Origin of the sequence: Massilia sp. Root418, assembly GCF_001425265.1 — a bacterium.
GTDB lineage: Bacteria > Pseudomonadota > Gammaproteobacteria > Burkholderiales > Burkholderiaceae_D > Rugamonas.
The window spans coordinates 370522-393461 of the sequence record NZ_LMEC01000022.1 but is presented as its reverse complement, the minus strand read 5'-3'; the positions used below and the strand labels follow the sequence as shown (position 1 = coordinate 393461).

At 68.7% G+C, this 22940-nt stretch carries 18 protein-coding genes and 1 riboswitch; of the genes, 11 read left to right on the top strand and 7 right to left on the bottom strand.

Features of this window, described 5'->3' with window-relative positions:
- Positions 1–8 precede the first annotated feature (8 nt).
- Genes ASC94_RS22345 through ASC94_RS22335 form a run of 3 tightly spaced genes read right to left on the bottom strand, consistent with a single transcriptional unit; the run spans position 9 to position 5268 of the window.
- The gene (locus tag ASC94_RS22345; RefSeq protein WP_056400790.1) at positions 9–329 is read right to left on the bottom strand and encodes a DUF2149 domain-containing protein; all 321 of its coding nucleotides are present in this window, start codon (positions 327–329) and stop codon (positions 9–11) included.
- Complete coding sequence (locus ASC94_RS22340; protein ID WP_056400788.1) at positions 326–793, bottom strand: MotA/TolQ/ExbB proton channel family protein; 468 nt, start codon at positions 791–793, stop codon at positions 326–328. Before ASC94_RS22340 ends, ASC94_RS22345 begins: the two co-directional genes overlap by 4 nt.
- Positions 790–5268, bottom strand: a complete 4479-nt coding sequence (locus ASC94_RS22335) for a cobaltochelatase subunit CobN (RefSeq protein WP_056400785.1) — start codon at positions 5266–5268, stop codon at positions 790–792. Before ASC94_RS22335 ends, ASC94_RS22340 begins: the two co-directional genes overlap by 4 nt.
- Before the next feature lie 67 nt (positions 5269–5335).
- Positions 5336–5554, bottom strand: a riboswitch (cobalamin riboswitch).
- 98 nt (positions 5555–5652) lie between these two features.
- Between ASC94_RS22335 and ASC94_RS22330 the strand changes: the two genes are divergently transcribed.
- Both ASC94_RS22330 and ASC94_RS22325 read left to right on the top strand, forming a co-directional pair.
- Positions 5653–7257 carry a hypothetical protein gene (locus ASC94_RS22330; RefSeq protein WP_157201547.1) on the top strand — a complete coding sequence of 535 codons (1605 nt, stop codon included), beginning with the start codon at positions 5653–5655 and terminating at the stop codon, positions 7255–7257.
- Positions 7229–7645, top strand: coding sequence for a DCC1-like thiol-disulfide oxidoreductase family protein (locus tag ASC94_RS22325; RefSeq protein WP_056400779.1), 417 nt, complete (start codon positions 7229–7231; stop codon positions 7643–7645). The genes ASC94_RS22330 and ASC94_RS22325 overlap by 29 nt, the downstream gene beginning before the upstream one ends.
- 2 nt (positions 7646–7647) lie before the next feature.
- Here the strand turns inward: ASC94_RS22325 and ASC94_RS22320 are convergent, their stop codons facing one another.
- Positions 7648–8469: a helix-turn-helix domain-containing protein gene (locus ASC94_RS22320; RefSeq protein ID WP_056400776.1), complete on the bottom strand. Its 822-nt coding sequence runs from the start codon at positions 8467–8469 to the stop codon at positions 7648–7650.
- A 105-nt stretch (positions 8470–8574) separates the two neighbouring features.
- On the opposite strand from ASC94_RS22320, the gene ASC94_RS22315 reads away from it, so the two are divergent.
- From ASC94_RS22315 to ASC94_RS22300, 4 genes are all read left to right on the top strand, one after another.
- On the top strand, positions 8575–9213 hold the full coding sequence (locus tag ASC94_RS22315) for a glutathione S-transferase family protein (protein WP_056400772.1): 639 nt from the start codon (positions 8575–8577) through the stop codon (positions 9211–9213).
- A gap of 207 nt (positions 9214–9420) precedes the next feature.
- Positions 9421–9846 carry an organic hydroperoxide resistance protein gene (locus ASC94_RS22310; RefSeq protein WP_056400770.1) on the top strand — a complete coding sequence of 142 codons (426 nt, stop codon included), beginning with the start codon at positions 9421–9423 and terminating at the stop codon, positions 9844–9846.
- A 107-nt stretch (positions 9847–9953) separates the two neighbouring features.
- Complete coding sequence (locus ASC94_RS22305) at positions 9954–10253, top strand: DUF4148 domain-containing protein (RefSeq protein ID WP_056400767.1); 300 nt, start codon at positions 9954–9956, stop codon at positions 10251–10253.
- Between the two features lie 41 nt (positions 10254–10294).
- Positions 10295–10747: a GNAT family N-acetyltransferase gene (locus ASC94_RS22300; protein WP_056400764.1), complete on the top strand. Its 453-nt coding sequence runs from the start codon at positions 10295–10297 to the stop codon at positions 10745–10747.
- Between the two features lie 7 nt (positions 10748–10754).
- Here the strand turns inward: ASC94_RS22300 and ASC94_RS22295 are convergent, their stop codons facing one another.
- Both ASC94_RS22295 and ASC94_RS22290 read right to left on the bottom strand, forming a co-directional pair.
- Positions 10755–12149: a PAS domain-containing sensor histidine kinase gene (locus ASC94_RS22295; RefSeq protein WP_229417376.1), complete on the bottom strand. Its 1395-nt coding sequence runs from the start codon at positions 12147–12149 to the stop codon at positions 10755–10757.
- Positions 12139–13611: a sigma-54 dependent transcriptional regulator gene (locus ASC94_RS22290; protein WP_056401518.1), complete on the bottom strand. Its 1473-nt coding sequence runs from the start codon at positions 13609–13611 to the stop codon at positions 12139–12141. Before ASC94_RS22290 ends, ASC94_RS22295 begins: the two co-directional genes overlap by 11 nt.
- 216 nt (positions 13612–13827) lie before the next feature.
- On the opposite strand from ASC94_RS22290, the gene ASC94_RS22285 reads away from it, so the two are divergent.
- From ASC94_RS22285 to ASC94_RS22265, 5 genes are all read left to right on the top strand, one after another.
- Positions 13828–15111, top strand: coding sequence for an efflux RND transporter periplasmic adaptor subunit (locus tag ASC94_RS22285; RefSeq protein WP_229417375.1), 1284 nt, complete (start codon positions 13828–13830; stop codon positions 15109–15111).
- Positions 15112–15138: 27 nt separating this feature from the next.
- On the top strand, positions 15139–15819 hold the full coding sequence (locus ASC94_RS22280) for an ABC transporter ATP-binding protein (RefSeq protein WP_056400761.1): 681 nt from the start codon (positions 15139–15141) through the stop codon (positions 15817–15819).
- Complete coding sequence (locus ASC94_RS22275) at positions 15816–18245, top strand: ABC transporter permease (protein WP_056400759.1); 2430 nt, start codon at positions 15816–15818, stop codon at positions 18243–18245. The genes ASC94_RS22280 and ASC94_RS22275 overlap by 4 nt, the downstream gene beginning before the upstream one ends.
- A 9-nt stretch (positions 18246–18254) precedes the next feature.
- Complete coding sequence (locus tag ASC94_RS22270; RefSeq protein ID WP_056400754.1) at positions 18255–20654, top strand: ABC transporter permease; 2400 nt, start codon at positions 18255–18257, stop codon at positions 20652–20654.
- Between the two features lie 159 nt (positions 20655–20813).
- Positions 20814–22043 (top strand): DUF4382 domain-containing protein, encoded by a 1230-nt coding sequence (locus ASC94_RS22265; RefSeq protein ID WP_056400752.1) that lies wholly within the window; start codon positions 20814–20816, stop codon positions 22041–22043.
- A 58-nt stretch (positions 22044–22101) separates the two neighbouring features.
- Here the strand turns inward: ASC94_RS22265 and ASC94_RS32035 are convergent, their stop codons facing one another.
- Complete coding sequence (locus ASC94_RS32035; protein WP_162251447.1) at positions 22102–22908, bottom strand: FKBP-type peptidyl-prolyl cis-trans isomerase; 807 nt, start codon at positions 22906–22908, stop codon at positions 22102–22104.
- Positions 22909–22940 lie beyond the last annotated feature (32 nt).

Sequence of the window (22940 nt, the reverse complement as noted above, 5' to 3'; positions counted from 1 at the left end):
CGTGAAGCTTATTTTTTCCTGGATGGTTCGATCAGCACCAGCTGGCCGGTCTTGGGGTCGCGGAAGACTTCGCCGACGCGGTCGTAGCCGCTGCCGTTCTGGCTGACGCCTTCAGCAGGGCGTTCGATCTGGCGGCCCTTCTCGACCGGCTGGGGCGCTTTGAGCGCGCCCTGCGTGCCGGCGATGGCGGCGATCAGGCCGCAGGCGAAGACCAGCATCACGTCCACCAGGTTGACCAGGCTGGCGCGCGGGTCTTCGTCGCTGTCGTCGAAGCGGGCGTCCAGTCGGGAATAGAGGCGCATGCGCTGGCGGGCGGGCTGGCCGCTCATGCGCTGTGCTCCATCGGCTGTTCCATCGGCTGTTCCATGGCTTCCAGCGTTTCTTCGTACCAGCGGCGGCGCAGCTTGCCGATCACCAGGCCGCCGATGCCGGCCACCAGGCCAAGCACGGTGGCGTCGAAAGCCACCGTCACGGCGCTGGCCAGCTTGGCGGGGTCGCCCTGGCCGAGCGCGGCCAGGCCGGGCCCGAGCGGGATGATGGTGGCCATCAGGCCCAGCATCGGCGGGATGCGCGCCAGCAGGTCGGCGCGTTCCAGGCGGTGGCGGGCGACGGCCTGCACGTGCGCCACGTTGCCGCTGGCGCCCAGCTTGGCCAGGCCGTGGAAGCGTTCGCCGACGGCGATGCCCGCTTCCACTACCGCGATGGCGCAGCCGAGCAGCAAAGTGGCCAGCGCCGGGGCGAGCAGCCAGCTGACCGCGTCATGCAGCCAGGCGTAGGACAGGGTTTCGATCATGGGGAACTCCTAACAGGTTGAGGTATATGACGTCCGCGCCACAGGCCGAGCGAGAACAGGGCCAGCAAGGCGGCCAGTGCGCCGAGCAGCTTGGCGGCCTGCACGGCGGGCGCCTCTGGCGGTACGGCTTTCTGGTGCAATTCGTAGACGCGCGCGGCGGCTTCGGCGGCGGAAGGCGGTTCGGCGGCGTCCGGGGCGGCGGCAGCGGCGTCCACAGTGGCAGCGGCAGCGGCGCTGGCGGCGGACTTGGCAGCGGCGGATCTGGCAGCGGAGGACTTGGCGGCGGCAGCCGGCGCGGCAGCCGCGGGGGCGTGCGCTCCGGCGTCGGCTGCAGCGGCGGCGCTGTCGGCGGGCAGCATCTGGCCGCGCGCCTTGGCCAGGGTAACGCCCAGCGCAGCGGCGTCCGCACCGTCCAGCTGCGGCGCCAGCCAGTCCCACATCGGATGGTTGGGCGCCGCGTGGCCACTGCCAGGCAACCCGTTCTTCGCCACCAGCTGCGCCAGCTCGCCGCCCATCCGCTTGATGGTGGCGGGGTCGGTTTTCCAGAAGCCCTTCTCGGCCGCCACCATGAAGATGGCCAGCATATGCGCCTTGACGTGCGCGTTGTGCTGCTGGCCGAGGAACTGCGGCAGGCCGAGCTTGTGCGCATCGTCGAAGTACACCGACTTCACCTCGTCCCACGCCCAGTTCTTCACCAGGTCCGGCCGCGTTACCTGCCAGCCCCACAGGTTCTCCAGGAACTCCTGCCCCATGGTGCGCGCACCGGCGTAACCGTGGCCCATCAGCGGCTTGAGCCAGGCCGGGTTCAGGAACCGTCCGCGCAGCTCGCCCAGCAGGGCGGACGCCAGCGGCTCCACGTCCGCGCGGCCGGGCTGCGCGTGCTGCAAGATCATCGCTTCCGGCACGCGGCCGGTGCGGCCTTCGATAGCCAGCGACAGGCCGCCCAGGTAATCGAAGGCGTCGTTGTTGTCGAGCAGGCCGTACAGATTGCTGGCGCGGCCGTGATAGGTGCGCTCGATGCCGTCCAGCGCGACGTCGAAGGCGGCATGGGCAGCTTCGCCGCTGGCGTCCAGGCCGTAGGCGTGGCCCATGCGGTTGCGGTAGGCGCGGCCGATTTCGTCGCGCTCGCGCCAGGCGCCGGAACGTTCGGTCAGGCGGTTCACGCCGGCGCCGTACGCGCCCGGCGCGTCGCCGAATATGCGCTGCGCGGCGGCGCGGCCCGCGTCGGCTGCGGACATGCCGGTAGCCGCCAGCGCGCGCTGGCGCACCAGCCACTCCCGCGCCACCCGGTTCTGGGCGGCGTCTTCGCTGCCCCAGGCGGCACCCGGCACAGGCGCCAGCGCGGCCTGCAAGGCTTCCTTCAGGGCCGGATCGCGCTCGGCCAGCGCATTGGCCGACGCGGCCAGCGCCATGCGCCCGGCGCGGTCGATCAGGCGGATCAGGTTCGGGTACAGGTCGCGGAACAGGCCGGAGGTGGTGACCAGCGCGTCGCGCCGCACGGCGCCCGGCTTCAGCTTCACGTCGGTGACGATGCCGCGCGCGTTCCACACGGGCTCCGCGCCCATCATGGCCAGCGCAAACGCCACCATCACGCCCTCGTCGCGCACCGCGTCCGAGGCCCACAGGATGATGCCTTCGCTACCTTTGCCGGCGGAACTGCCGGCAGCACCGCCCGATGCATTGCGGGCGTCGGCCTTGGCGGCCATGCGCTCGCCCAGCTGGTAGCCCAGGCGGGTCGGCAGGATGTCGCCGTCGACCGCATGGAAGTTGCGGCCGGTAGGCAGTGCTTCGGGCGAGCGCAGCGGGTCGTTGCCCTTGCCCGGCTCGATGTATTCGCCATCCAGCCCGGCCAGCAGCGCCAGCATTTCGCGGCGCGGCGAGTCGCCCAGTTTGGCCGCGATGTCCGCGCCCTCGATGCCGCCCTTCTTCATCGAATCGAGCATCAGGTCGATCGATTCCTGTTTCCACGGACGGCCGAAAATGTGCAGGCCGTGGGGCATGAATTTCTCCTGCAGCTTGGTCAGGTAGTGGCCCACCTCGTGCGCCAGCAAATCGTCGTCGGCCGCGTCGAAGCCGATGCCGCGCACGGCCAGCACGTCCGCCATCGACGCTTCCAGTTCGGCCTTCAGGTTCAGCGCATTGACGCGCTCGCGCATCAGCGCAGCCGCCTGCGACTTGAGCGATTCCGAACTGGCCGCCTCGAAACTCTCCACCACCTGGCGCAGGGCCAGCAGTTCGTCGTACAGCGGCGTGGCGGCCAGCGGCGGGGTCAGGTGGTCGACAATCACGGCCAGGCCGCGCCGCTTGGCTTGCGTGCCTTCGCCCACGCCATCGACGATGTAGGGATAGATGCCGGGCAGGTCGCCCGCGATCAGGCTGGGATAGTCGTCCGAGCTCAGGCCGACCGCCTTGCCGGGCAAGAACTCGTAAGTGGAGTGCCGGCCAACGTGCACCAGCGCATCCGCCTTGAAACGGTCGCGCAGCCAGTGGTAGTAGCCCAGGTACTGGTGCGGCGGCGTGATGCTGGTATTCGCGTGCAGCAGCTCTTCGTCCACTTCCCAGCCGCGCGGCGGCTGCGGGCCAATGAAGACATTGCCGAACACCAGGCCGGGCACCAGCAGCTTGCCGCTGTCCACCATGATCCTGCCTGGCGCCGGGCCCCAGCCTTTCAAGCCTTCGATGCCATAGCCGGACAGGCGCTTGCTGAGCGGCGCCAGCGCGGCGCAGCCGCCTTTACCTTTCACGGCCCGCGCGCCGATGGCCGCCGGGTCCAGGCAGGCGTGGTAGCCGTCCGCCAGCGCAGCCAGGTCGCGGATCGCCGCTTCGCGTTGCGGATGGTCGGCGCCTTCCACCAGGTGCTGCAATTCCTTGATGATGACCTCGGCCTGCTTGCGTCCCAGCGCGCCCTCGCCGCTGGCCTCGGCCTCCAGCATGTCGGCGTGCAGGCGGCCCAGCAGACCGCTGGTCATCTCGCCCTGCACGCGCGGCGGCAGCGTGCCGAACCAGCGCGCATAGTCGGCCGCGCTGACGCTGTTCACGGTGCCGCTCAGCTCACGCAGCGCGGCGCGGTCCTCCGGCAGGTTCACGCCGTGCGCCATGATCATGTCCAGCAGCGCCTGCGGCGACTCGGGCAGCGTGCCAACCGTGTAGCCGGCGCCCTTCATCGCCTGCAGCATGTCGAACAGCGAGGCCGGCACGTCCAGGTTGTCGGCGCCGATGTTCTGCCGGCCGGGCGGATGGTTGTAGTAGATCAGCGCCACGCGCTTGTCGCGGTTGGCTTTGCCGCGCAGTGCCAGCCAGCGGCCCACGCGCGCGGACAGGCGGTCGGCCTCTTCGGCCAGCACCACCGGCGGGCGGTTCTCGATGCCGGTCTGCGTGTCCTTCTGCGCCTGGCCCAGCGCGGCCACCACGATGGGCTGGCCTATGCCCTGCAGTTCGGGCAGCGCCACGCGGTACTGCACCGAATCCGCCGGCAGGCCGTCCGGCGACAGGCGCCACTGCACGGCGGTACGGTCCGACAGGCGGATGGCCTTGAACACCGGCACATTCAGGCGCTTGAACGCTTCCGTCACGGCTTCGCGGCCCTCGGCCGCGCCCACCACGAAGTCCTGCAGTACCACCAGCGCCGCCGGCTGCGCGGGCGCGACCAGTTCCGGCAGGCGCTCCAGCGCTTCGCGCGAGGCTCCGCCCCAGCGCGTGAGCACCTGCACGCAGGGCTGGCCGCGCTGCTCGATGCGCCGGCAGACGGCGGCGGGCACCGCGCTGTCCATGTTCGACAGGTCCAGCACCACCACGGTGGGCTGCGCTTGCAGTCCCAGTTGCGCCGCCTTGCCCCACGCCGCCGCATCCACCAGCTCACGCCCGCCCGCACGCAGGCGCAGCGTGGGCTCGGGCTGCGGGCCGGCCAGCGCCACGGCAGGATTGAGCAGGTGCGCGAACAGCGCCGCCGTGTTGTCCGTGCCGCCCGCCTGCCACACGCGGCGCGCGGCCAGCCAGCGGCTGGCGGCCGGATCGGCCTGCGCTGCCTTCAGGGCTGCCGGGGATGGCGTTTCGGAAGACAGCTCGCGCAGCGTGTCCGGCGAAAAGTTATGCAGGCTGGCGCGCGGGTCGCGGCTCATCAGACTGAGGCTGGCTTCGCCGTTGAAGGCCAGCACCGGCGTCTGCGCCCTGGCGTGGCGCGGCAGCACTTCCTTCAGGCGGCGCGCAGGATCGCCGAACAGCGAGACGGCCAGCACGGTGTCGGCCTGCCTGATCCACAGGGCGGCTTCGCGGTCGCTGGCGGCCATCCATTGCGCGGGGGTGCGCAGCATGATGCGGTCCTGCGGGTGGCTGGCCAGGTGGTGGTGTGCGGCCTCGATGGCGGCAGGCGCCGCACGCTCGGTGACGATGGCGAACAGGGTGGCTGCCGACGCATGCGCACAAGCGCAAACGCACAGCAGCACTGCGGCCAGCCGCAGCAGTATGGAAGTGCTCAATTTGAACTTTAACCAGTAGCTGCGCGCCAGGCGCGCAGGAAAACAGGCAAAACCACACCCCGGGCTTTGCGCAATCTTCGTGACTGGCCGGTCTTCTGGCTGGCCTTCATCCTTCCTCAACCCTGCCTTCCCGTGCAGTGCACAGTGGCGTTCGATCGAAGTCGTCAGGCATACAGCAGCGGGGGCTGCGCCGGACTGGCGCGAGATGAAAATCGCGCGCGTCACCGGCTTCCCGTTTCACCCTCCGGCCGACAAGCGGGAGGGCACCATTCACGTAATGCCGCGATTCTACCGTATTGAGCATGGTCATGAAACCTGTTCGTTGCGGTGGACGGGCGGCGCGGACGGCGGTTAGTGTTTTACATCCCGGACAAAGGAAGCCTCATGGAACCGTCTACGCCTGGCGCGGCAGCGCCGCCCGCGATGCGCCTTGTGCCGGCCGGCGACGCCATCACCGCGGCCGGCGTTGCCCTGGCCTCCCTGACCGTATTCCAGGCCTGGTGGCTGGCCGAGAACTTGCTGCGCTGGTATCCCTCTAGCATCCTGCCCGCACTGCTGGCCGCGATTGCCGCCTGCACCGCAGCGTCGCGCGTCACCTATGATGGCGTGCCCCTCGCACTGCGCACGCTCATGCGCGGCCTCGGCATCGCCTGCGGCTTGTACAGCGTGCTGCTCTACCCTGCGATTCCCGCCGCCGCCCACGATTTCAAGGGCTGGAGCCAGTTCATCCTGAACCTGGCGTGGCTGAGCGCCGGCCTGGCCGCGCTGCTGGCCATGCGCCGGCCCGCCTGGCTGCTGTACTGCGGCTTCTACGTCTACTGGATCAAGCACGCGGCGGGCTACATCACAGGGTTTCCCTTCCATACCATGCTGGACGTGTATCCCCTGATCCAGCTGCCGGTGTACCTGGCGCTCTCACTGGCCACGCTGGAGCTGGCAAAGCGCTGCTGGCCGGGCCGGACAGGCCTTGCCGGCGATACCCCGTACTGGACCATCCTGTTGATCGCCGTGGCCATGCAGGCGGCGAATTATTTTCACTCCTCGCTGGCCAAGGGCGGCCTGGACGGCGGGCTGCTGGACTGGGCGCTCAACAACGAGAACCGCAACATCTACCATATCGCACTGCATAACAAGCAGCTCCTGTGGGGTGACTGGCGCGCGCTCACCGGCGCAGTGAGCGCGCTGCTGGCGTTCGTGGGCAGGCCGTTTGCGGTGGGCGTGTTCCTGATCCAGCTGGCGGCGCTGCTGGTGTTCACCAGCCGCCGCGTGCTGCTGGTGCTGTTCGCCCTGTTCGACCTGATGCACCTCGGGATCTTCGTGCTGGTCGGCGCCAATTTCTGGACCTGGTTCATGGTGAACCTGGCCATCATCGCGGCGGTGTCGCAACTGCCACGCAGCGCCTTCAACTGGAAAACCGGCGCGGCGGGCGCGCTGGCCATTGCGCTCGCCCCGCTGTTCGCCAACACGGCGAAGCTGGGCTGGTATGACAGCCTGGCGGTCAACGAGGCGCATTTCGAGGTCGAACTGGCGGACGGCACCAGCGCGCGCATGCCGTCCACCGCCTTCGGCTTCTACTCCTATCCCATCGCCCATATGAGCTTCGGGCTGCCGCCGGGAGAATACCTGCCAACCGCCACCAATGGCGGCACCTTCTCGTCCGCCATCCTGCGGCAATCCTACCGCTGCGACTTCACCAGCACGGCGCCCGCCATTGAAGCCGTGTGGGACGGCGCCGGCGTCGCCGCCTTCATCAGGGCGTATCATCGGCAGGTGCTAGGCCGGGCGGGGCCGGAAGGACACTGGTCCAACCGTCTCTACCCGCACCATTTCTGGAGCGCGCCGTCGGTGGAACAGGCATTCGCCAGCGTGGACATGCGGCGCGTGCGCGCCTACCGCCTGGTGATCGAATCCGTATGCCTGGCCCCGGACACCGGGACGCTGAAACGAAAGGTCCACCGCAATGAATACCGAATCGATCTTGCGGGCTGAGTACCCGGACGGCCTGGTGATCGTCTACGACGGCGAATGCCCGTTCTGCTCCAGCTATGTGCGCGTGCTCACCCTGCGCGAGTCGGCCGGCACGGTGCACCTGGTGGATGCGCGCGGCAAGCCCGCCCTCGCGGCCCGGCTGCGCAGCGAGGGCTACGATTTGAACCAGGGCATGGTGACGCTGTACGGCGCCACCATCTATTTCGGCGCCGATTGCGTGAACCTGCTTGCACTGTTGAGTACGCCTTCCGGCCTGTTCAACCGCATCAACGGCGCGCTGTTCCGCTCGCGCACCCTTTCGCGCCTGCTGTATCCGGTTCTGCGCTGCGGACGCAACCTGACGCTCAGGCTGATGCGGCGCAGTCGGATCGGCGGTGCCGGCAGCTGAGGCTAAGTTTCCTGCGCCAGGCAGGAGCGGCGGTAGTCGCCCGGCGGCTTGCCCACCAGTTTTTCAAAGTCCGACGTGAAGTGGGCCTGGTCGTAATAGCCCAGTGCCAGCGCCAGCTCGGACAAGTTGACTTCGACACCGCCCGCCAGCTGGTCGGCCGCGTCCAACAGACGGTTGCGGCGGATCACCCATTTCGGATTGACGCCCACGTATTCCTTGAACAGTATCTGCAGGCGGCGCACGCTCAGCTGGGCGCGTTCCGCCAGCTCCTCCACCCGCGTCAGCCCCGGCGAGCCGCTGATGATGTCCAGGATGCCTTCGATGCGGGCGACTTGCGGATCGGGCGGCGGCAAGGCGCTGCGTATCAGGCCGGCGGCGGCGGCCACCGTGGCGGCATCGTCCGGCGCTTCCAGCACGGCGCGCTCCGCCTGCGCGTCGTCGCAATCGAACAGCGCCGACAGCGGCAAGCTCTGGTCGGTGATCGTCTGTACCGGCTTGCCGAGAAAACCCCGGAACGCGCCGGGCCGGAAGCGCACGCCCAGCACCCGCCCCCTGCCGCGCTGCGTGTACTCGAACGAGCCTGTCATCACGCCGAACACCGCCGTCCGGCCCTGGTCGAACACCAGGTGGATGCAGGGTGACGGCAAGGTGCGCTGCACGTGGCTGGCGCCGTCCGGCAAGCTCCACTCGAGCAGCCAGAAGTATTCCATCACGGACGCCAGGTCCGGCTCGGGCAGATAGCGCTCCAGCCTGAATGCTTTTTTTGCGGCGGCCGGATTGACGACGCCCCGCGACCGGTCAGCTGCCTTGAGAAGGTGGGTCATGAGTTGGGCGGCGGGCGAGCGCCGTGTTCGCGTTTTTACAAGACAGCGATGATAGCAAAAGTTACCTTCTTGCTTACACATTACCCACCCCCACAGGAGACTCTCATGGCAAGCCAACTCACGCTGCACCACTGCCCGCAATCACGTTCCACTGGCGTACTTGCGCTGCTGGGCGAACTGAACGCCCCGTTTGAACTGCACCGCATGAATATGAAGCAGGGCGAAAACCGCGCCCCCGCCTACCTGGCCACCAATCCGATGGGCAAGGTCCCCGCCATCACGCATGACGGCGCGGTGGTCACCGAGCAGGTGGCGATCTACATTTACCTGGCCGACCTGTTTCCTGCAGCCGGGCTGGCGCCGGCGCTCGGCGATCCCTTGCGCGGCCCCTATCTGCGCTGGATGGCCCTGTACGGCAGCTGCTTCGAGCCGGCCGTGATCGACCGCTGGATGGAGCGTCCGGCGGTGGACAAGATGGCGTGTCCGTACGGCGATTTCGACAGCATCTTCACGCTGTTCACCAGCCAGCTTGCCAAGGGGCCGTATCTGCTGGGCGAGCAGTTTAGCGCGGCCGATGTGCTGTGGGGCACCTCGGTGGGCTGGATGAACGCCTTCAAGCTGCTGCCCGAGTCATCGCTGATCGCAGCGTACGCGGAGCGCATCGCCCACCGTCCAGCCGTGGTGGCCGCCAACGCCCAGGATGCCGAGTGGCTGGCCGATGCAGCAGCGCAGTCCGGCGCCTGACCGCACCGCCAAGCCTCCTCGGTTGCGCCGCGACCTGACGTGCGGCGCAAAAATATTTTAAGCAATCGCAAAGAAATCGCTTGCTATTCCATAGCACACGATATAAAGTAACTACATCGGCGCTGCAAACACAGCGAGACGGTGCAAAAAGTAGGACACGATTTAATAGATAGCAACCTAACTTAACCCACAGCAAAGGAAATCATCATGTCGATCAAACAAGTTCTGTACCGCGCAAACGCTAAAGCAACCGGTGGCCGCGAAGGCCGCGCTGTTTCCTCGGACGGCGTGCTGGACGTGAAACTGACCACCCCGAAAGAACTGGGCGGTGCCGGTGCGGTCGGCACCAATCCTGAACAGCTGTTCGCCGCCGGTTACTCGGCTTGCTTCCTGGGCGCCATGAAATTCGTGGGCGGCCGCGACAAGATCGCCGTACCGGCGGACGTGTCGGTGGAAGGCACCGTGGGTATCGGCGCGATCGAAACCGGCTTCGGCATCGAAGTGGAACTGAAGATCTCGCTGCCAGGCCTGGACCGCGAAACCGCTGAAAAGCTGGTCGCCGCAGCGCACATCGTGTGCCCTTACTCGAACGCCACCCGCGGCAACATCGACGTGACCCTGACCATCGTCTAAGACCGGTTCGCCGCTACCGCAAAGGCGGTGGCGGCAGCGTGAAAAGCTGGAATAAAACGTAGCACACTAAACAATAGCACACAACTTAACTCATTAGGAGAAATACCATGAAAGCATCCATCCTGTCCGTCGCCGCCGCCGTCATCGCCCTGACCTCCAGCGCCTACGCCGCCGAACCCGTCAACAGCGGCGAAGGCTACCAAGGCAATATCGCCAGCAGCGTGTCGACCCGCACCCGCGCCGAAGTGAAAGCGGAAACCATCGCCGCCCTGCGCGCCGGCCAGATCCTCAACGGTGAAGCCTACCCCGCCAGCGTGACCGCGCCGGCAGCCGGCAAAACCCGCCAGGAAGTGCGCGCCGAACTGGCCCAGGCAGTGAAAGCCGGCACTCTGCCACGCTATGAATAAAGCCCCTTACAATGGTTGCTTCGTTTCCATGCGAGGCAACCATGATTGAGTGGCAGTGGCTTGAGTTTGAAGATATTCCACGCGAAGACCTGTATGAAGTGCTGCGCCAGCGGCAAGAGGTCTTCGTGCTGGAACAGAAATGCCTGTATTCAGACCTGGACGGCTACGACCAGGCGGCACATCACCTGATGGCCTGGCACACCGCCGGCGGCAAACGCCAGCTCGCAGCCTATCTGCGCTGCATCGCGCCGGGTGTGAAATTCCCTGAAATGTCCCTTGGCCGCGTATTGACGGCAGCATCCGCGCGCGGCAGCGGCATCGGCCGCCAATTGCTGGAGCAAGGCCTGCGCCGCGCCGAAGCGCTACACCCCGGCCACCGCTGCCGCATCGGCGCCCAGCTCTACCTGGAAAAATTCTACGGCAGCTTCGGCTTCGCGCGCGTGAGCGACCCGTACGACGAAGACGGCATCATGCACATCGACATGCTGCGTTAAACACTGTCTAGAACGTGATGATGAAGCGCGCGCCGGCACCCACCGGCTTCGCGTAGCGCACCATGCCGCCGTTGGCGTGCACCAGGTGGCGCACCATCGCCAGGCCGATGCCTCGGCCCTGCTTCTTGGTGGAGAAAAATGGCGTGAACACTTGCCCGACCAACTCGCGCGGCACGCCGGGACCGTTGTCGGCCACTTCTATCCGCAGCCGCCCTCCCCGGCTCAGGCGCGCACTCACCTGCAGCTGCGGCTGCGCCACGGACGCCGTGGCTTCGGCGGCGTTCTTGAGCAAATTGATCAGGGCCTGCTCCAGCTGGCCGGGGTCCACCATCACGTCCAGCGAGGCCGGCTCCACCGAGAACTCGGCGCGGCCGCCGCGCGCCAGCCACTGCGGGGCCATCAACATGGACAGGCGGGCAAACAGCTCGCCCACGTGCACACGCTCGGGCTGCGCCTGCGGCACGCTGGACAGGCTGCGGTAGCTGGCCACGAATTCCACCAGGCTGGCGGCGCGGCGCGCGATGGCGTCCAGCGCGGTGCCCAGGTCGCTGCTGACGTCGGGCGCCAGATCGGCCCGGGCTTCCTCCAGCAGGTCGCAGGCGGTGCGCGACAGCGAGGCCACCGGCGTGAGCGAATTCATGATCTCGTGGGTAAGCACCTGGACCAGCTGGCGCCATGCATTCATCGCTTCGGCTTCCAGCTCGCTCTCGACCGGCATCAGCGCGGCCAGGCGCTGGCCCGCGCCCTGCACCGTGAGCGCGGTGACGGAAGCCAGCGCGCGCTCGGTGCCGCGTTCCGTTTCGAAGCTCACCAGGTCGCGGCGCTCAACCGCCTGCGCCGCCAGCAGCTGCGCTAGCTGCGCCGGATCGCTGGCGCGGCCGGGCGCCAGCAGGCGGCGCGCGCTGGCGTTGAGCGGCGTGAGCGCCCCCGGGCCGGCCAGGTGCTCGATTGAAAACAGCGCGATGGGCGCGTGTTCCAGGCGCGCTTCAAGGGCTTGCGCGGCATTCAGCAGCGCGCGCCGGTCCGGGGTCAGGCCCAACGGCTGGCCTGATGCGAAGGCGGCGTGCGCGGCGTACGCCGTGCCGCCGGCCTTGCTGCCTGCGGCGCGGGAGAGGCGGCGATGCAGCAGCCAGGCGGGAAGGATGGCGCCAATCGCGCACAGCACTTGCAGCCGGGGCGAGCCGGCGTAGTGCGCGGCGGCGTAGCCCAGGGCGGTGAGTGCGGCCATGCAGGCGTAGGCGGCGGCATGGCAGGCTGTGGTGGCTGCGTTCGCGCCCGTGCCCGTGCCAGTGCCTGTGCCTGTACCCGTACCCGTGCCCACGCTCACGCTCACGCCCACGTCCACGTCCGCGCCCGTGTGCGCATCCGTGTCAGCCTCGATGCCGGGCAGCTCAGATGCCATGCTTGCCCAGCTTGCGGTACAGCGCTGCGCGGCTGACGCCCAGCATGCGCGCGGTGCGGCTGATGTTGCCGTTGGCAGCGGCCAGGGCTGTGGCGATGGCGTCGCGTTCCAGTGTGTTCAGGGTGAGGTCGTCGCCTGCCGCGTCGGCGGCAAGGGCCGCACCCGCGTTGGCGGACGCGCCGGTACGGCCAGAGGCGGAGCCGACGCCGGAATATGCCGCGCCGGGGATGGCGGATACGCCAGCGGCGACGGGCGGATGGGCGCCCGCCGGCAGGGTCAGGCCGAAGTCGTCGGCCTCATACTCGCTGCCACTGCCGAGGATCACGGCGCGTTCGCAGGCGTGGCGCAGCGCGCGCACGTTGCCGGGCCAGGGGTGCGCCTCCAGCCAGGCCAGCGCGCCGCCCGCTACGGCACGCGCAGGGCGCTGGTACTGGCGTTCATAAGCGTCCAGGTAGTGGCGCAGCAGGCCGGGAATGTCCTCGCGCCGTTCACGCAGCGGCGGCACGCGGATGACGATGGTGTTGAGCCGGAACAGCAGGTCGGGGCGGAATTCATTCGGGTCGAACAGGCGCACTTCATCCAGGTTGGTGGCGCTGATGATGCGCACGTCGATGGGCTCCGGCTTATCGGCGCCGATAGGCGTCACCTCGCGGCGCTCCAGCACCGTGAGCAGCTTGGCCTGCGCCGCCAGCGGCATGTTGCCGATTTCGTCGAGGAACAGCGAGCCGCCGCGCGCGGCCTGGAAGCGCCCTGCGCGGTCGGCCTTGGCATCGGTGAAGGAGCCTTTGCGGTGGCCGAACAATTCGCTCTCGAAGGTGGACTCGGGCAGCGCGCCCATGTCCACCGCGAGAAAGGTGCCGGCGGCGCGCTGCGAAGCCAGGTGGATGGCGCGCGCCACCAGTTCCTTGCCCACGCCGTTTTCGCCCAGCACCATCACGTTGGCGCCGGTTGGGCCGACGCTGGCGATCATTGCCTTCACGCTGCGCATGGCGGGCGAATCGCCCATCAGCGCGGCCGTGGCGCCGCCACTGCCGGACGACGCGGCTACTGCTGCTGCGGGCCGGGCCGGCACCTCGGCGGCACGGCGCGCCAGCGCAGCATCGACCGCCGCCACCAGGCGCGCGTTGTCCCATGGCTTGGTGATGAAGTCGCACGCGCCGCGCTTGAGCGCCTCCACTGCCAGCGGCACGTCCGCATACGCCGTCAGCGCAATGACCGCGCAGCGTTCACCGCGCAGCACGTCCAGCAGGGCCAGGCCTTCCGCGCCGTCGATGCGGCCGGGAGTGAAGTTGAAGTCAAGCAGGACCACGTCGGGCGTGCTGCGCGCCAGATAGGCGGGCAGCTGCGCGGGGTCGTTCAATGTCGCGATGGTGCCGTAGCGGCGCCGCAGCAGCATCTGCGCGGCGCAGGCCACGTCGGTGTCGTCGTCGAGGATCAGGATGTGTGCGGTGCTGGGGGCCATGTGGCGCATTCTAGCAGCACGGATCGCCTTGCGGAGCATGGGTTTCCCCGGTTTTTTCGCACTGTCCGGATCCGGACACCGGCCCCTGTCCGCATGCGGACAAGCACCGCGCCGCAACGCCGGGAAAGCGCGCAAAACCGCCTTGCCGGAGCCCTGGCACAGGGCTTGCAATACCATGCCTGCCGCTCACTCTATCGCACACTGCACGCAACCATCATGACCACACCCCAGCCCAAACTGATCACCGGCGCCGCCATGGACACGGTAGTGCCCCGGCGTCGCGGCAAGGCCATAGCGCTGGCAGCCGCAGGCGCGCTGGCGCTTGCAGCCTTTGCCCTCGCGCTGTGGTACTGGATGCCGCGCGGGCTGCAGGTGCCGGCGGACGGGCTGCGCGTCGCCGCCGTGGAACGCGGCGTGTTCCGCGACGATATCGTGGTGCGCGCCACCGCGCAGCCGCTGCAGTCGGTGATGCTCGATTCGGTCGAGTCGGGCCGCATCGAGGAGGTCTATGCGCGCGACGGCGACCTGGTGAAACAGGGCCAGCTGCTGTTCCGCATCTCCAACCCGCAGCGCAACCTGGAACTGCTGGCACGCCAGGCCGAACACGCGCAGCAGATTTCCAACTTGTCCAACCTGCGCGTGGCGCAGGAGGCCAGCCGCAGCGAGCACCAGCGCCGCCTGGACGATCTCAATTTCGCAATGGAGCAGGCGCAGAAACGCCACGCGCGCGACGAGAAGCTGGCGGCGCAGGGCTTCCTGTCCGCCGTGGCATTGGAAGAGTCGGCCGACCGCCTGGCGCAGCAGTGGCGCGTGCTGGCGCAGGCGCAGGCCAGCGACGACACCGACCGCCGCGTGCGCGGCACCGCGCTGGCGCAGCTGGACAAGGCGCTGGACGGCTTGCAGTCCGGCCTGAAACTGGTCAGCGCCACGGTGGAGGCGCTGGCGGTGCGCGCGCCGAGCGCCGGCCGCCTGACCGATTTCCGCCTGCAGGTGGGCGAGTCCATCGCCACCGGCAAGCACGTGGGCCGCATCGACGATCCGGCGCGTTTCAAGCTGTCCGCCGAGGTGGACGAGTACTACCTGAAGCGCGTGGCGGTGGGCCGCCACGGCAGCGTGCAAATGGACGGCCGCAGCTACGCGGTGGACGTGTCCACCATTTACCCGCAGATCAAGGACGGCCGTTTCACCGTGGAGCTGACCTTCAGCGCCGCGCAGCCGGAGGCGCTCAGCCCGGGCCAGAGCGTGGACGCCACCATCACGCTGGGCGAACCCGCGCCCGCGCTGCTGCTGCCGAACGGCGCCTTCCTCAACGACAGCGGCGGCACTTGGGTGTTCGTCGTTACCCAGGACGGCAGCGTGGCCGAGCGGCGCGCCATCCGCAGCGGCCGCCGCAACAACGCCCAGCTCGAAGTGCTGTCCGGCCTGGCCGTCGGCGAGCGCGTCATCGTGTCCGGCTACACGGCGTTCGGCGATTCACCCAGGCTGCAGATTTCCAAGTAAGCTCACCACCAACGAAAAGGAACCCCCATGCTCAAGCTTTCAGGCGTCAGCAAAACCCACCTGGCGGGCGAAATCCAGACCACCGCCCTGGACCGCATCGACCTGCAGATCGATGCCGGCGAATACGTTGCCATCACCGGGCCTTCGGGCTGCGGCAAGTCCACCCTGCTCAGCCTTCTGGGCCTGCTCGATGTGCCCAGCAGCGGCGAGTACTGGTTCGACGGCCAGAACGTGGCCGGCTGGAGCGAGGCGAAGCTGAACGAACTGCGGCGCGGCCGCATCGGCTTCATCTTCCAGAGCTTCAACCTGATCGAGGAACTGAGCGTGTTCGAGAACGTGGAACTGGCGCTGGAATACACCGGCATGGCCAAGAGCGAGCGCAAGGCCAGGGTGACGGCCATGCTGAACAAGCTGGGCGTGCTGCACCGCGCTGGCCACCGCCCATCCCAGCTGTCCGGCGGCCAGCAGCAGCGCGTGGCCATCGCGCGCGCGCTGGTGTCCGGGCCGGCCCTGCTGCTGGCCGATGAACCGACCGGCAACCTGGACACCGCCCACGGCGACGAGGTGATGCGCCTGCTGCGCACCATCAACGCCGAAGGCACCACCGTGGTGATGGTGACGCACTCGCCGTCGCACGCGGCGCAGGCTTCGCGCACGCTGAATCTGCTGGACGGCCGCATCATGGTGGACGCGCTGCGCGCAGCATGAACGGGTCCGATTTCCGTATCGGCTGGCGTCTGCTGCTGCAGGAGCGCGGCTACTCGGCCGTCACCATCCTCGGCCTGGCGCTGGGCTTCGCGGCCTGCTTCCTGCTGATGGCCTATGTGCACTTCAGCTTCAGCTACGACAGCCACGTGCCGCAGGCGGACCGGGTCTACGTGGCCAAGAACCGCATCAACCTGTTGGAGCCGCCCGGCTGGTTCGACAACACGCCGATCAACCTGCTGGCGGTTGCCGAAGAGAGCCCGCTGGTGCAGGCGGCAGCCGTGGCCCTTCCCGGCACCGCCACGCTGCGCCAGGAAGGCGCGCTGGGCACGCTGGATTTCGTGCTGGTGAGCCCCGCCATGCCGAAGGTGCTTGGCCTGCGCGCGCTGGAGGGTGACTTGGCGGCGGCGCTGCAGCAGCCCGACGCGGTCGCGCTCACCGAAAGCAAGGCGCGCCAGCTGCTGGGCGCCGCGCGCGGGGTGCTGGGCAAGACGCTGACGCTGGAAAACATGCAATACAAGGTGGCCGCCATCCTGCCCGATCCGCCGGCCGCCACCACCCTGCCCTACGCGGCGCTGATGGGAACCGGCAGCCAGATGTGGCCGGAGAAGATGCGCAGGCGCCTGGACAAACACCTGGCGTCCAACTGGGGCGGCATCATCTCCCGCCTCTACGTGCGGCTGGCGCCCGGCGCCACACCGCAGGCGCTGCAGCGCGTGATGCAGGATGCGTCCGACCGCTCGCCGCTGGCCGCCACCCTGCCGCCGGACCTGCTGCAGCGCCTGCAGGGCCGTAAGCTGTCCGACATCGGCCTGAGCTCCCTGCGCGACTGGTATTTCGACCCCGACCTGACCGGCAACGGCAGCGGGCACGGCGACGTCAGGCTGGTGCTGGGCGTGGCCGCCGTGGGTGCACTGATTCTCCTGCTGGCCGCCATCAACTACGTGAATTTGGCCACCGTGCGGGTGATGCGCAGGCGCGCCGAAATCGCCATGCGCAAAGTGCTGGGCGCAAGCCACGCCAGGGTGGCCGCCATGCTGCTGGCCGAATCGCTGCTGGCCACCATGCTGGCGGCGGCGGCCGGCCTGCTGCTGGCCTGGCTGCTGCTGCCGGCCTGCGCGCAGCTGCTGAACCGGCCCCTGGGCGCCGTCTGGGGACCGGGCGCCGTGCTGGCGGCGCTCGCCGTGGGCCTGCTTACCGGCGTGCTGGCCGGCCTGCATCCGGCATGGCTGGCGCTGCGCGTGCGGCCAACCCAGGCGCTGGCTGCGCGCGGCGGGCAGGAGACCCACGGCACCACCTGGCTGCGGCGCGGCGTCACCGTGTTCCAGATGTCCTGCGCCATGGCGCTGGTGGCCATCACCCTGGCGGTGGCGTGGCAGACGCGCTTCGCCAGCAACGCCAGTCCGGGCTTCGATCCGCGCCCCTTGCTGGTGCTGGAGCTGCCGGTGCAAATGGGGGAAGGGCAGGCCGCGCGGCAACTGAGCGAAGCCTTGCTCAGGGTTCCTGGCGTGGAAGGCGTGGCTTACTCGCCGTCGCCTGCGGGGCGCTCCTACCTGGGCGTGACCAATCCGGTGCGCACCGCCGCCGGCAAGTCCGTCACCTTGCAGGAGCGCGCGGTCTCGCCCACCTTCTTCCAGGTGTACGGCGTGAAACCGCTGGCGGGCCGCAGCTTCGACCCGCAGCGCGAGCAGGAGCAGAACGACGATGCGGTGGTGCTCAACGTGGCGGCGGCCAGGGCGCTGGGCTTCGGCTCGCCGCAGGACGCCGTGGGCCAGAGCGTGGCGCTGGATGGGCGCAAGGGCGAGGTGCGGCCGGTGGTGATCGGCGTGGTGCCGGATCTGCGCTACCAGTCGCTGCGTGAAACGCCAGCGCCGGTGATATACCGCAACCACCGCGCCGTGTCGGTGCTGACGGTGCGCCACAGCGGCAGCATGGCCGACCTGGAACGCGCCGCCGACGCGCTGTGGCGGCAGTACTTCCCGAACGCGATTCCCGACATGCACCGCGCCGTCAGCTACTTCGCCGACAACTACCAGGACGACGCCCGACTGGCGGCCATGCTGGCGGCGGGCAGCGCCATGGCGCTGCTGCTGTCGGCCTTCGGTATCTATGTGCTGGCGGCCTACAACGTGCAGCGGCGGGCGCGCGAGATCGTGCTGCGCAAGCTGTACGGCGCGCGGCGCAGCGCCGTGGCCCGGCTGCTGGGCAGGGAGTTCGCCTGGATGGCGGGCGGCGCCGCGCTGGCGGGCCTGCCCCTGGCGGCGCTGGCGATCCAGCGCTACCTGTCCGGTTTCGCCGAGCAGGCGCCCATCGGCGCCTGGACGCTGCTCGCGGCGCTGGCCGCCGTGCTGGCCGTCTCGCTGGCCGCCACGTTCCGCCACACCCTGGCCGCGCTGCGCATTGCGCCGGCGCTGGCCCTGCGCAGTTAAGGAGAATTTATGGAAGCACAAGACTTTCGTATCGGCTGGCGCCTGCTGCTGCAGGAACGCGCCTATTCCGCCGTGGCCATTCTCGGCCTTGCCATCGGCTTCGCCGCCTGTTTCCTGCTGCTCGGCTTCGTGCATTACTGCCTGAGCTACAACAGCCACGTGCCTGACGCGCAGCGCGTGGTGTCGGTGAAGCAGCGCATCAACGTGTTCCCGCGTCCGGACTGGGGCGAGTACGCCGGCCTGCCTATCCAGGCTGCCGCCGACGCCAGCGGCATGGTGGAGGCCTCCACCATCGCCAAGCGGCTGGAGCTGCCGCTGTGGAATGGCGCCGAGCGGCATGCGCCGGAACTGCTGGTCGCGGACCCCGCATTCGGCGCCATCTTCGGCCTGCGCGCGCTGGAAGGCGACCTGCAGGCCGCGCTGACAAGGCCGGAAGGCATTGCGGTGACGGCCAGCACCGCGCGCAAGATCTTCGGCGGCGCCTCCGCGCTGAACCGCTATTTGCGCGTGCAGAAGGAAACGCTGCAAGTGCTGGCGGTGCTGCCCGATCCCCCCGCCAACGCCACCCTGCGCTACGAAGCGCTGCTGGGCAGCGCCAGCGCGGCATGGGCAGAGCCGGAGCGCGGCGACCACCGCAGCAATTTCCAGCGGCGCGGCGGCATCTATCTGAAGCTCAAGCCCGGCGCAGACCCGACGCAGCTGGCGGCGCTGCTGCAGGACGCCGTGAACGCCAACCCGCTCGACGCGCGCTGGCGTAACGGCCCGGTGGGCAAGAAGCTGAACGGCCGCAACGTGACCGACGTAGCCCTGGTGGCGATGCCGGACGTGTACTTCGACCCGGACCTGGCCTCCGGCCGCAGCAGCGAAAACTACGGCCAGCGCGGCAGCGTGTTCGCACTGGCGGGGATTGCGCTGCTGATCCTGGCGCTGGCGGCCAGCAATTACGTCAACCTGGCCACGGTGCGCACCTTGCGCCGCCAGCGCGAGATCGGCATGCGCAAGCTGCTTGGCGCCAGCCACGCGCGGCTGGTGGCGCAATTCCTTGCCGAGTCCTCGGTGGTGGCGCTGCTGGCCACGCTGCTCGGGCTGGGACTGGCCTGGCTCTGCCTGCCCATGTTCAGCGGCTTGGTGGCGCGCCAGCTGGACGGCCTGTTCTCCCCCGCCAGCTGCGCGCTGGCCCTGCTGGGCGGCCTGCTGACCGGCTTGTGCGCGGGCCTCTACCCGGCCGTACTGGCCACGCGGGTGCGCCCGGCGGCGGCGCTGGCCGGACGCGGCGACCATGAAACGGCTGGTGGCCTGTGGCTGCGCCGCGTGCTGACGGTGCTGCAGTTCGCCACCGCCATGGCGCTCAGCGGCGCCACCCTGGCCATCGCCTGGCAGGCCGACTACGCCGCCAAGGCCGACCGGGGCTTCAACCCCAGCGGCATGCTGGTGCTGGACCTGCCTCAGGAAACCGGCAAGCCGGCCGCCGACGGCTTCATGCAGGCACTGGCGCGCTTGCCCGGTGTGCGCGGCGTTGCCGCCATGTCGGAAGCGGCGGGCCGCGATGGCATGAAGATGATTTCCACCATGCCGGCCCGCACCGGGGAGATCATCAGCCTGGAATTCCGCACGGTCAGCCCGGAGTTCTTCCAGGTGTACGGCCTGAAGCCGCTGCACGGCCGCCTGTTCGAGCCGGGACGCGACCAGCCAGCCTCGCAGGCCCGCGTGATCAATGCGGCGGCCGCACTGGCGCTGGGTTTTGCCACGCCGGAAGCGGCAGTAGGCCAGTTCATCACCAACGGCGAACGCTCGGTGCAGATCATCGGCATTGCGCCGGAAGTGCGCTACCAGAGCCTGAAGCAGGCGGCCCAGCCGCTGGTGTACCGCGTGGCGGAAGCCCAGGTGCTGACGGTGCGCACCAGCGAGGATGCGGCCAGCGCGCACGCCAGCATCGCGCCGCTGTTCAAGCAGTACTTCCCGGACAGCGTGCTGGAACTGCAGACCGCCAGCAGCCTGTTCGGCCTGGCCTACGCGGACGACGTGCGGCTGGCGCGCATGCTGGCCTGGTCCAGCATGATCGCGGTGGTACTGGCGGCATGCGGCATCTACGTGCTGTCGGCCTATAGCGTGCAGCGCAGCCGCAAGGAGATTGTGCTGCGCAAGCTGCACGGCGCGGGGCGCGCCGCCATCGCGCGCCTGGTGGGGCGCGAATTCGCGGCGCTGATCGCAGCCGGCGCGGTTTTGGGCCTGCCGCTGGCGGCGCTGGCCATACGGCGCTACCTGGCAGGCTACGTGGAGCACGCGCCGATGGGCGCCTGGCCGCTGCTGGCGGCGCTGGCGCTGGCCGCGCTGGTGGCGCTGCTGGCCACCGCGCGCCACACCGCGGCGGCGCTGCGCATCTCGCCTGCTTTGGCCTTGCGCGGATAGGCTCGCGCCCACCGGCGCGGAGGGCAATGTAAAAGTTGTTTCTTGCAAGTCACTATGTGCGCCAACGCACGTAGTGGCCTCTCCGGGGGGCGGATAATGGCTGAGTAGCGAACTCATCGCTACCTACGCCGAAGAACGCCATCCCAAGAGAGGCCAATCATGAAGACATCCGCCCGTTCCCTCACCCGCTCCGGCGCCCTGGCTGCCGCCAGCGCGCTCAGCCTTTCCCTGGCCGCCTGCGGCGGCGGCGGCGGAGGCAGCAGCACCCCGCCGCCGGTGACCCTGGGCACGCTGGGCGTGTCTCTGACCGATGCCCCGGCCTGCGGCTTCGACGCCGTCAACGTCACCGTCAGCAAGGTGCGCGTGCACCAGAGCAGCGCGGCGACCGACACCGACAGCGGCTGGAGCGACATCACCCTGTCCCCCGCCCGCAAGATCAACCTGCTGAACCTGACCAACGGCACGCTGGACGCCCTGGGCCAGACCTCGCTGGCGGCAGGTCACTACACGCAGCTGCGCCTGGTGCTGGACCCGAACACCGGCAACGGCCTGGCCAACTCGGTGGTGCCGTCCGGCGGCACCGCCGAGGTATCGCTGGAGACCCCCAGCGCGGTACAAAGCGGCATCAAGCTGACCAATGAGTTCGACGTGGCCGCCGGCCAGCGCGTGGACCTGGTGCTGGACTTCGACGCCTGCAAGTCCGTGGTCACCCGCGGCAACGGCAAATACGCGCTGAAACCGGTGGTCAAGGTGATTCCCACCGCGCTGAACGGCATCAGCGGCTACGTCGCCACCAGCCTGCTCGGCAGCCGCGTGATGGTGAGCGCGCAGCAGAATGGCGCCGTGATCAGCAGCACCGTGCCGAACGCCACCACCGGCGAGTTCGCGCTCACGCGCCTCCCGCTCGGCAACTACGACGTGGTGGTGACGGCGGACAGCCGCGCCGCCGCCGTGGTGGGGGCGGTGCCTGTGACCAGCACTAGCGCCATGGTGGCCGTGAGCCCGGCCAGCGCGCCCATTACGCTGCCGGCCTCGCTCACCGGCAGCATCGCCGGCACCGTTACCCTGGCGCCGGCCAGCGCCACGGAAGCGGCCTACGTGGCGGCCAAGCAAACCTTTGCCGCCGGCCCGGCGGTCACCATCAAGTACCAGGGCGCCGACCTGGCCACGGGCGCGTACACGCTGGCCAACCTGCCGCTGGCCGCGCCACAATACGCCGTCTATAGCCCCACGCTGCCGCTGGTGTTCACCAGCGCAGCCACGGTGCTCCCGGGCGTGGGCAAATACCAGGTGGACGCCACGGCCACCGGCTACACCCGCAAGAGCGTGCCGTCGGTGGACATTACCGCAGCCAACCAGAGCGGCGTAAACTTCACACTGGTGCCGTAAAATATAAAAAAAAAAAGGGCGGCCAAACAGGCCGCCCTTTTTCCTTGATCCGCCGGACTTACTTCATGCTCAGCAGTTCGATGTCGAAGATCAGCGTGGAACCGGCAGGAATATTGGTCTGGGCGGTGAAGCCGTAGCCCAGTTCCGGCGGGATGATCAGGGTGCGCTTGCCGCCCACCTTCATGCCGACCACGCCGCGCTTCCAGCCTTCGATCACGCTGCTGTTCAAGGTGAAGTCGAACGGCGTGCCCTTGTCGACCGAGCTGTCGAACTTGGCGCCGTGCTGGTCGGCCGCAGTCTTGTCATAGATCCAGCCGGTGTAGTGCACGGTCAGGGTCTTGGTGGCGGTCACTTCGGCGCCGGTGCCGATCACCTTGTCGATGATGGTGACCTGGGCCGACGGCGACGGCTTGCTGATGCCGAGCACCGTGATTTCCATGACCACCGGCGTATTGGCCGCCACCTTGGCCGGCGCGTACGCCGGGTTGGCGAAGGTATAGACGCCATAGGCCAGGTTGGTCGGCAGCACCAGCTGCACGGTGCCGCCCTTGCGCATGCCGATCACGCCCTGGTCCGCGCCCGGCAGCCAGCGGCCGGTGCCGATGGCGTAAATGGCCGACGGCGAGCCGTCCACCTGGGCGCCGCGCGAATTGGGCTTGGTCGAGTCGTACAGGAAGGTCGAATAGGTTACTTGCACCAGGTCGTTGGCCACTACCGGGTCGCCGCTGCCGGCCGCCAGTTCGGTTTTCGCGTACGCCGGCTGCGGCGGCAGCTCTTCGGCCTTGTTGGTGCTGGCCGGCGAGCCGCATGCGGTCAGCGCCGCCACGCAGGCGAGCGACGCGATCAATTGGAACATCGATTTCATGATTACCTTTGTATTTGTTGAAGATGTAACTG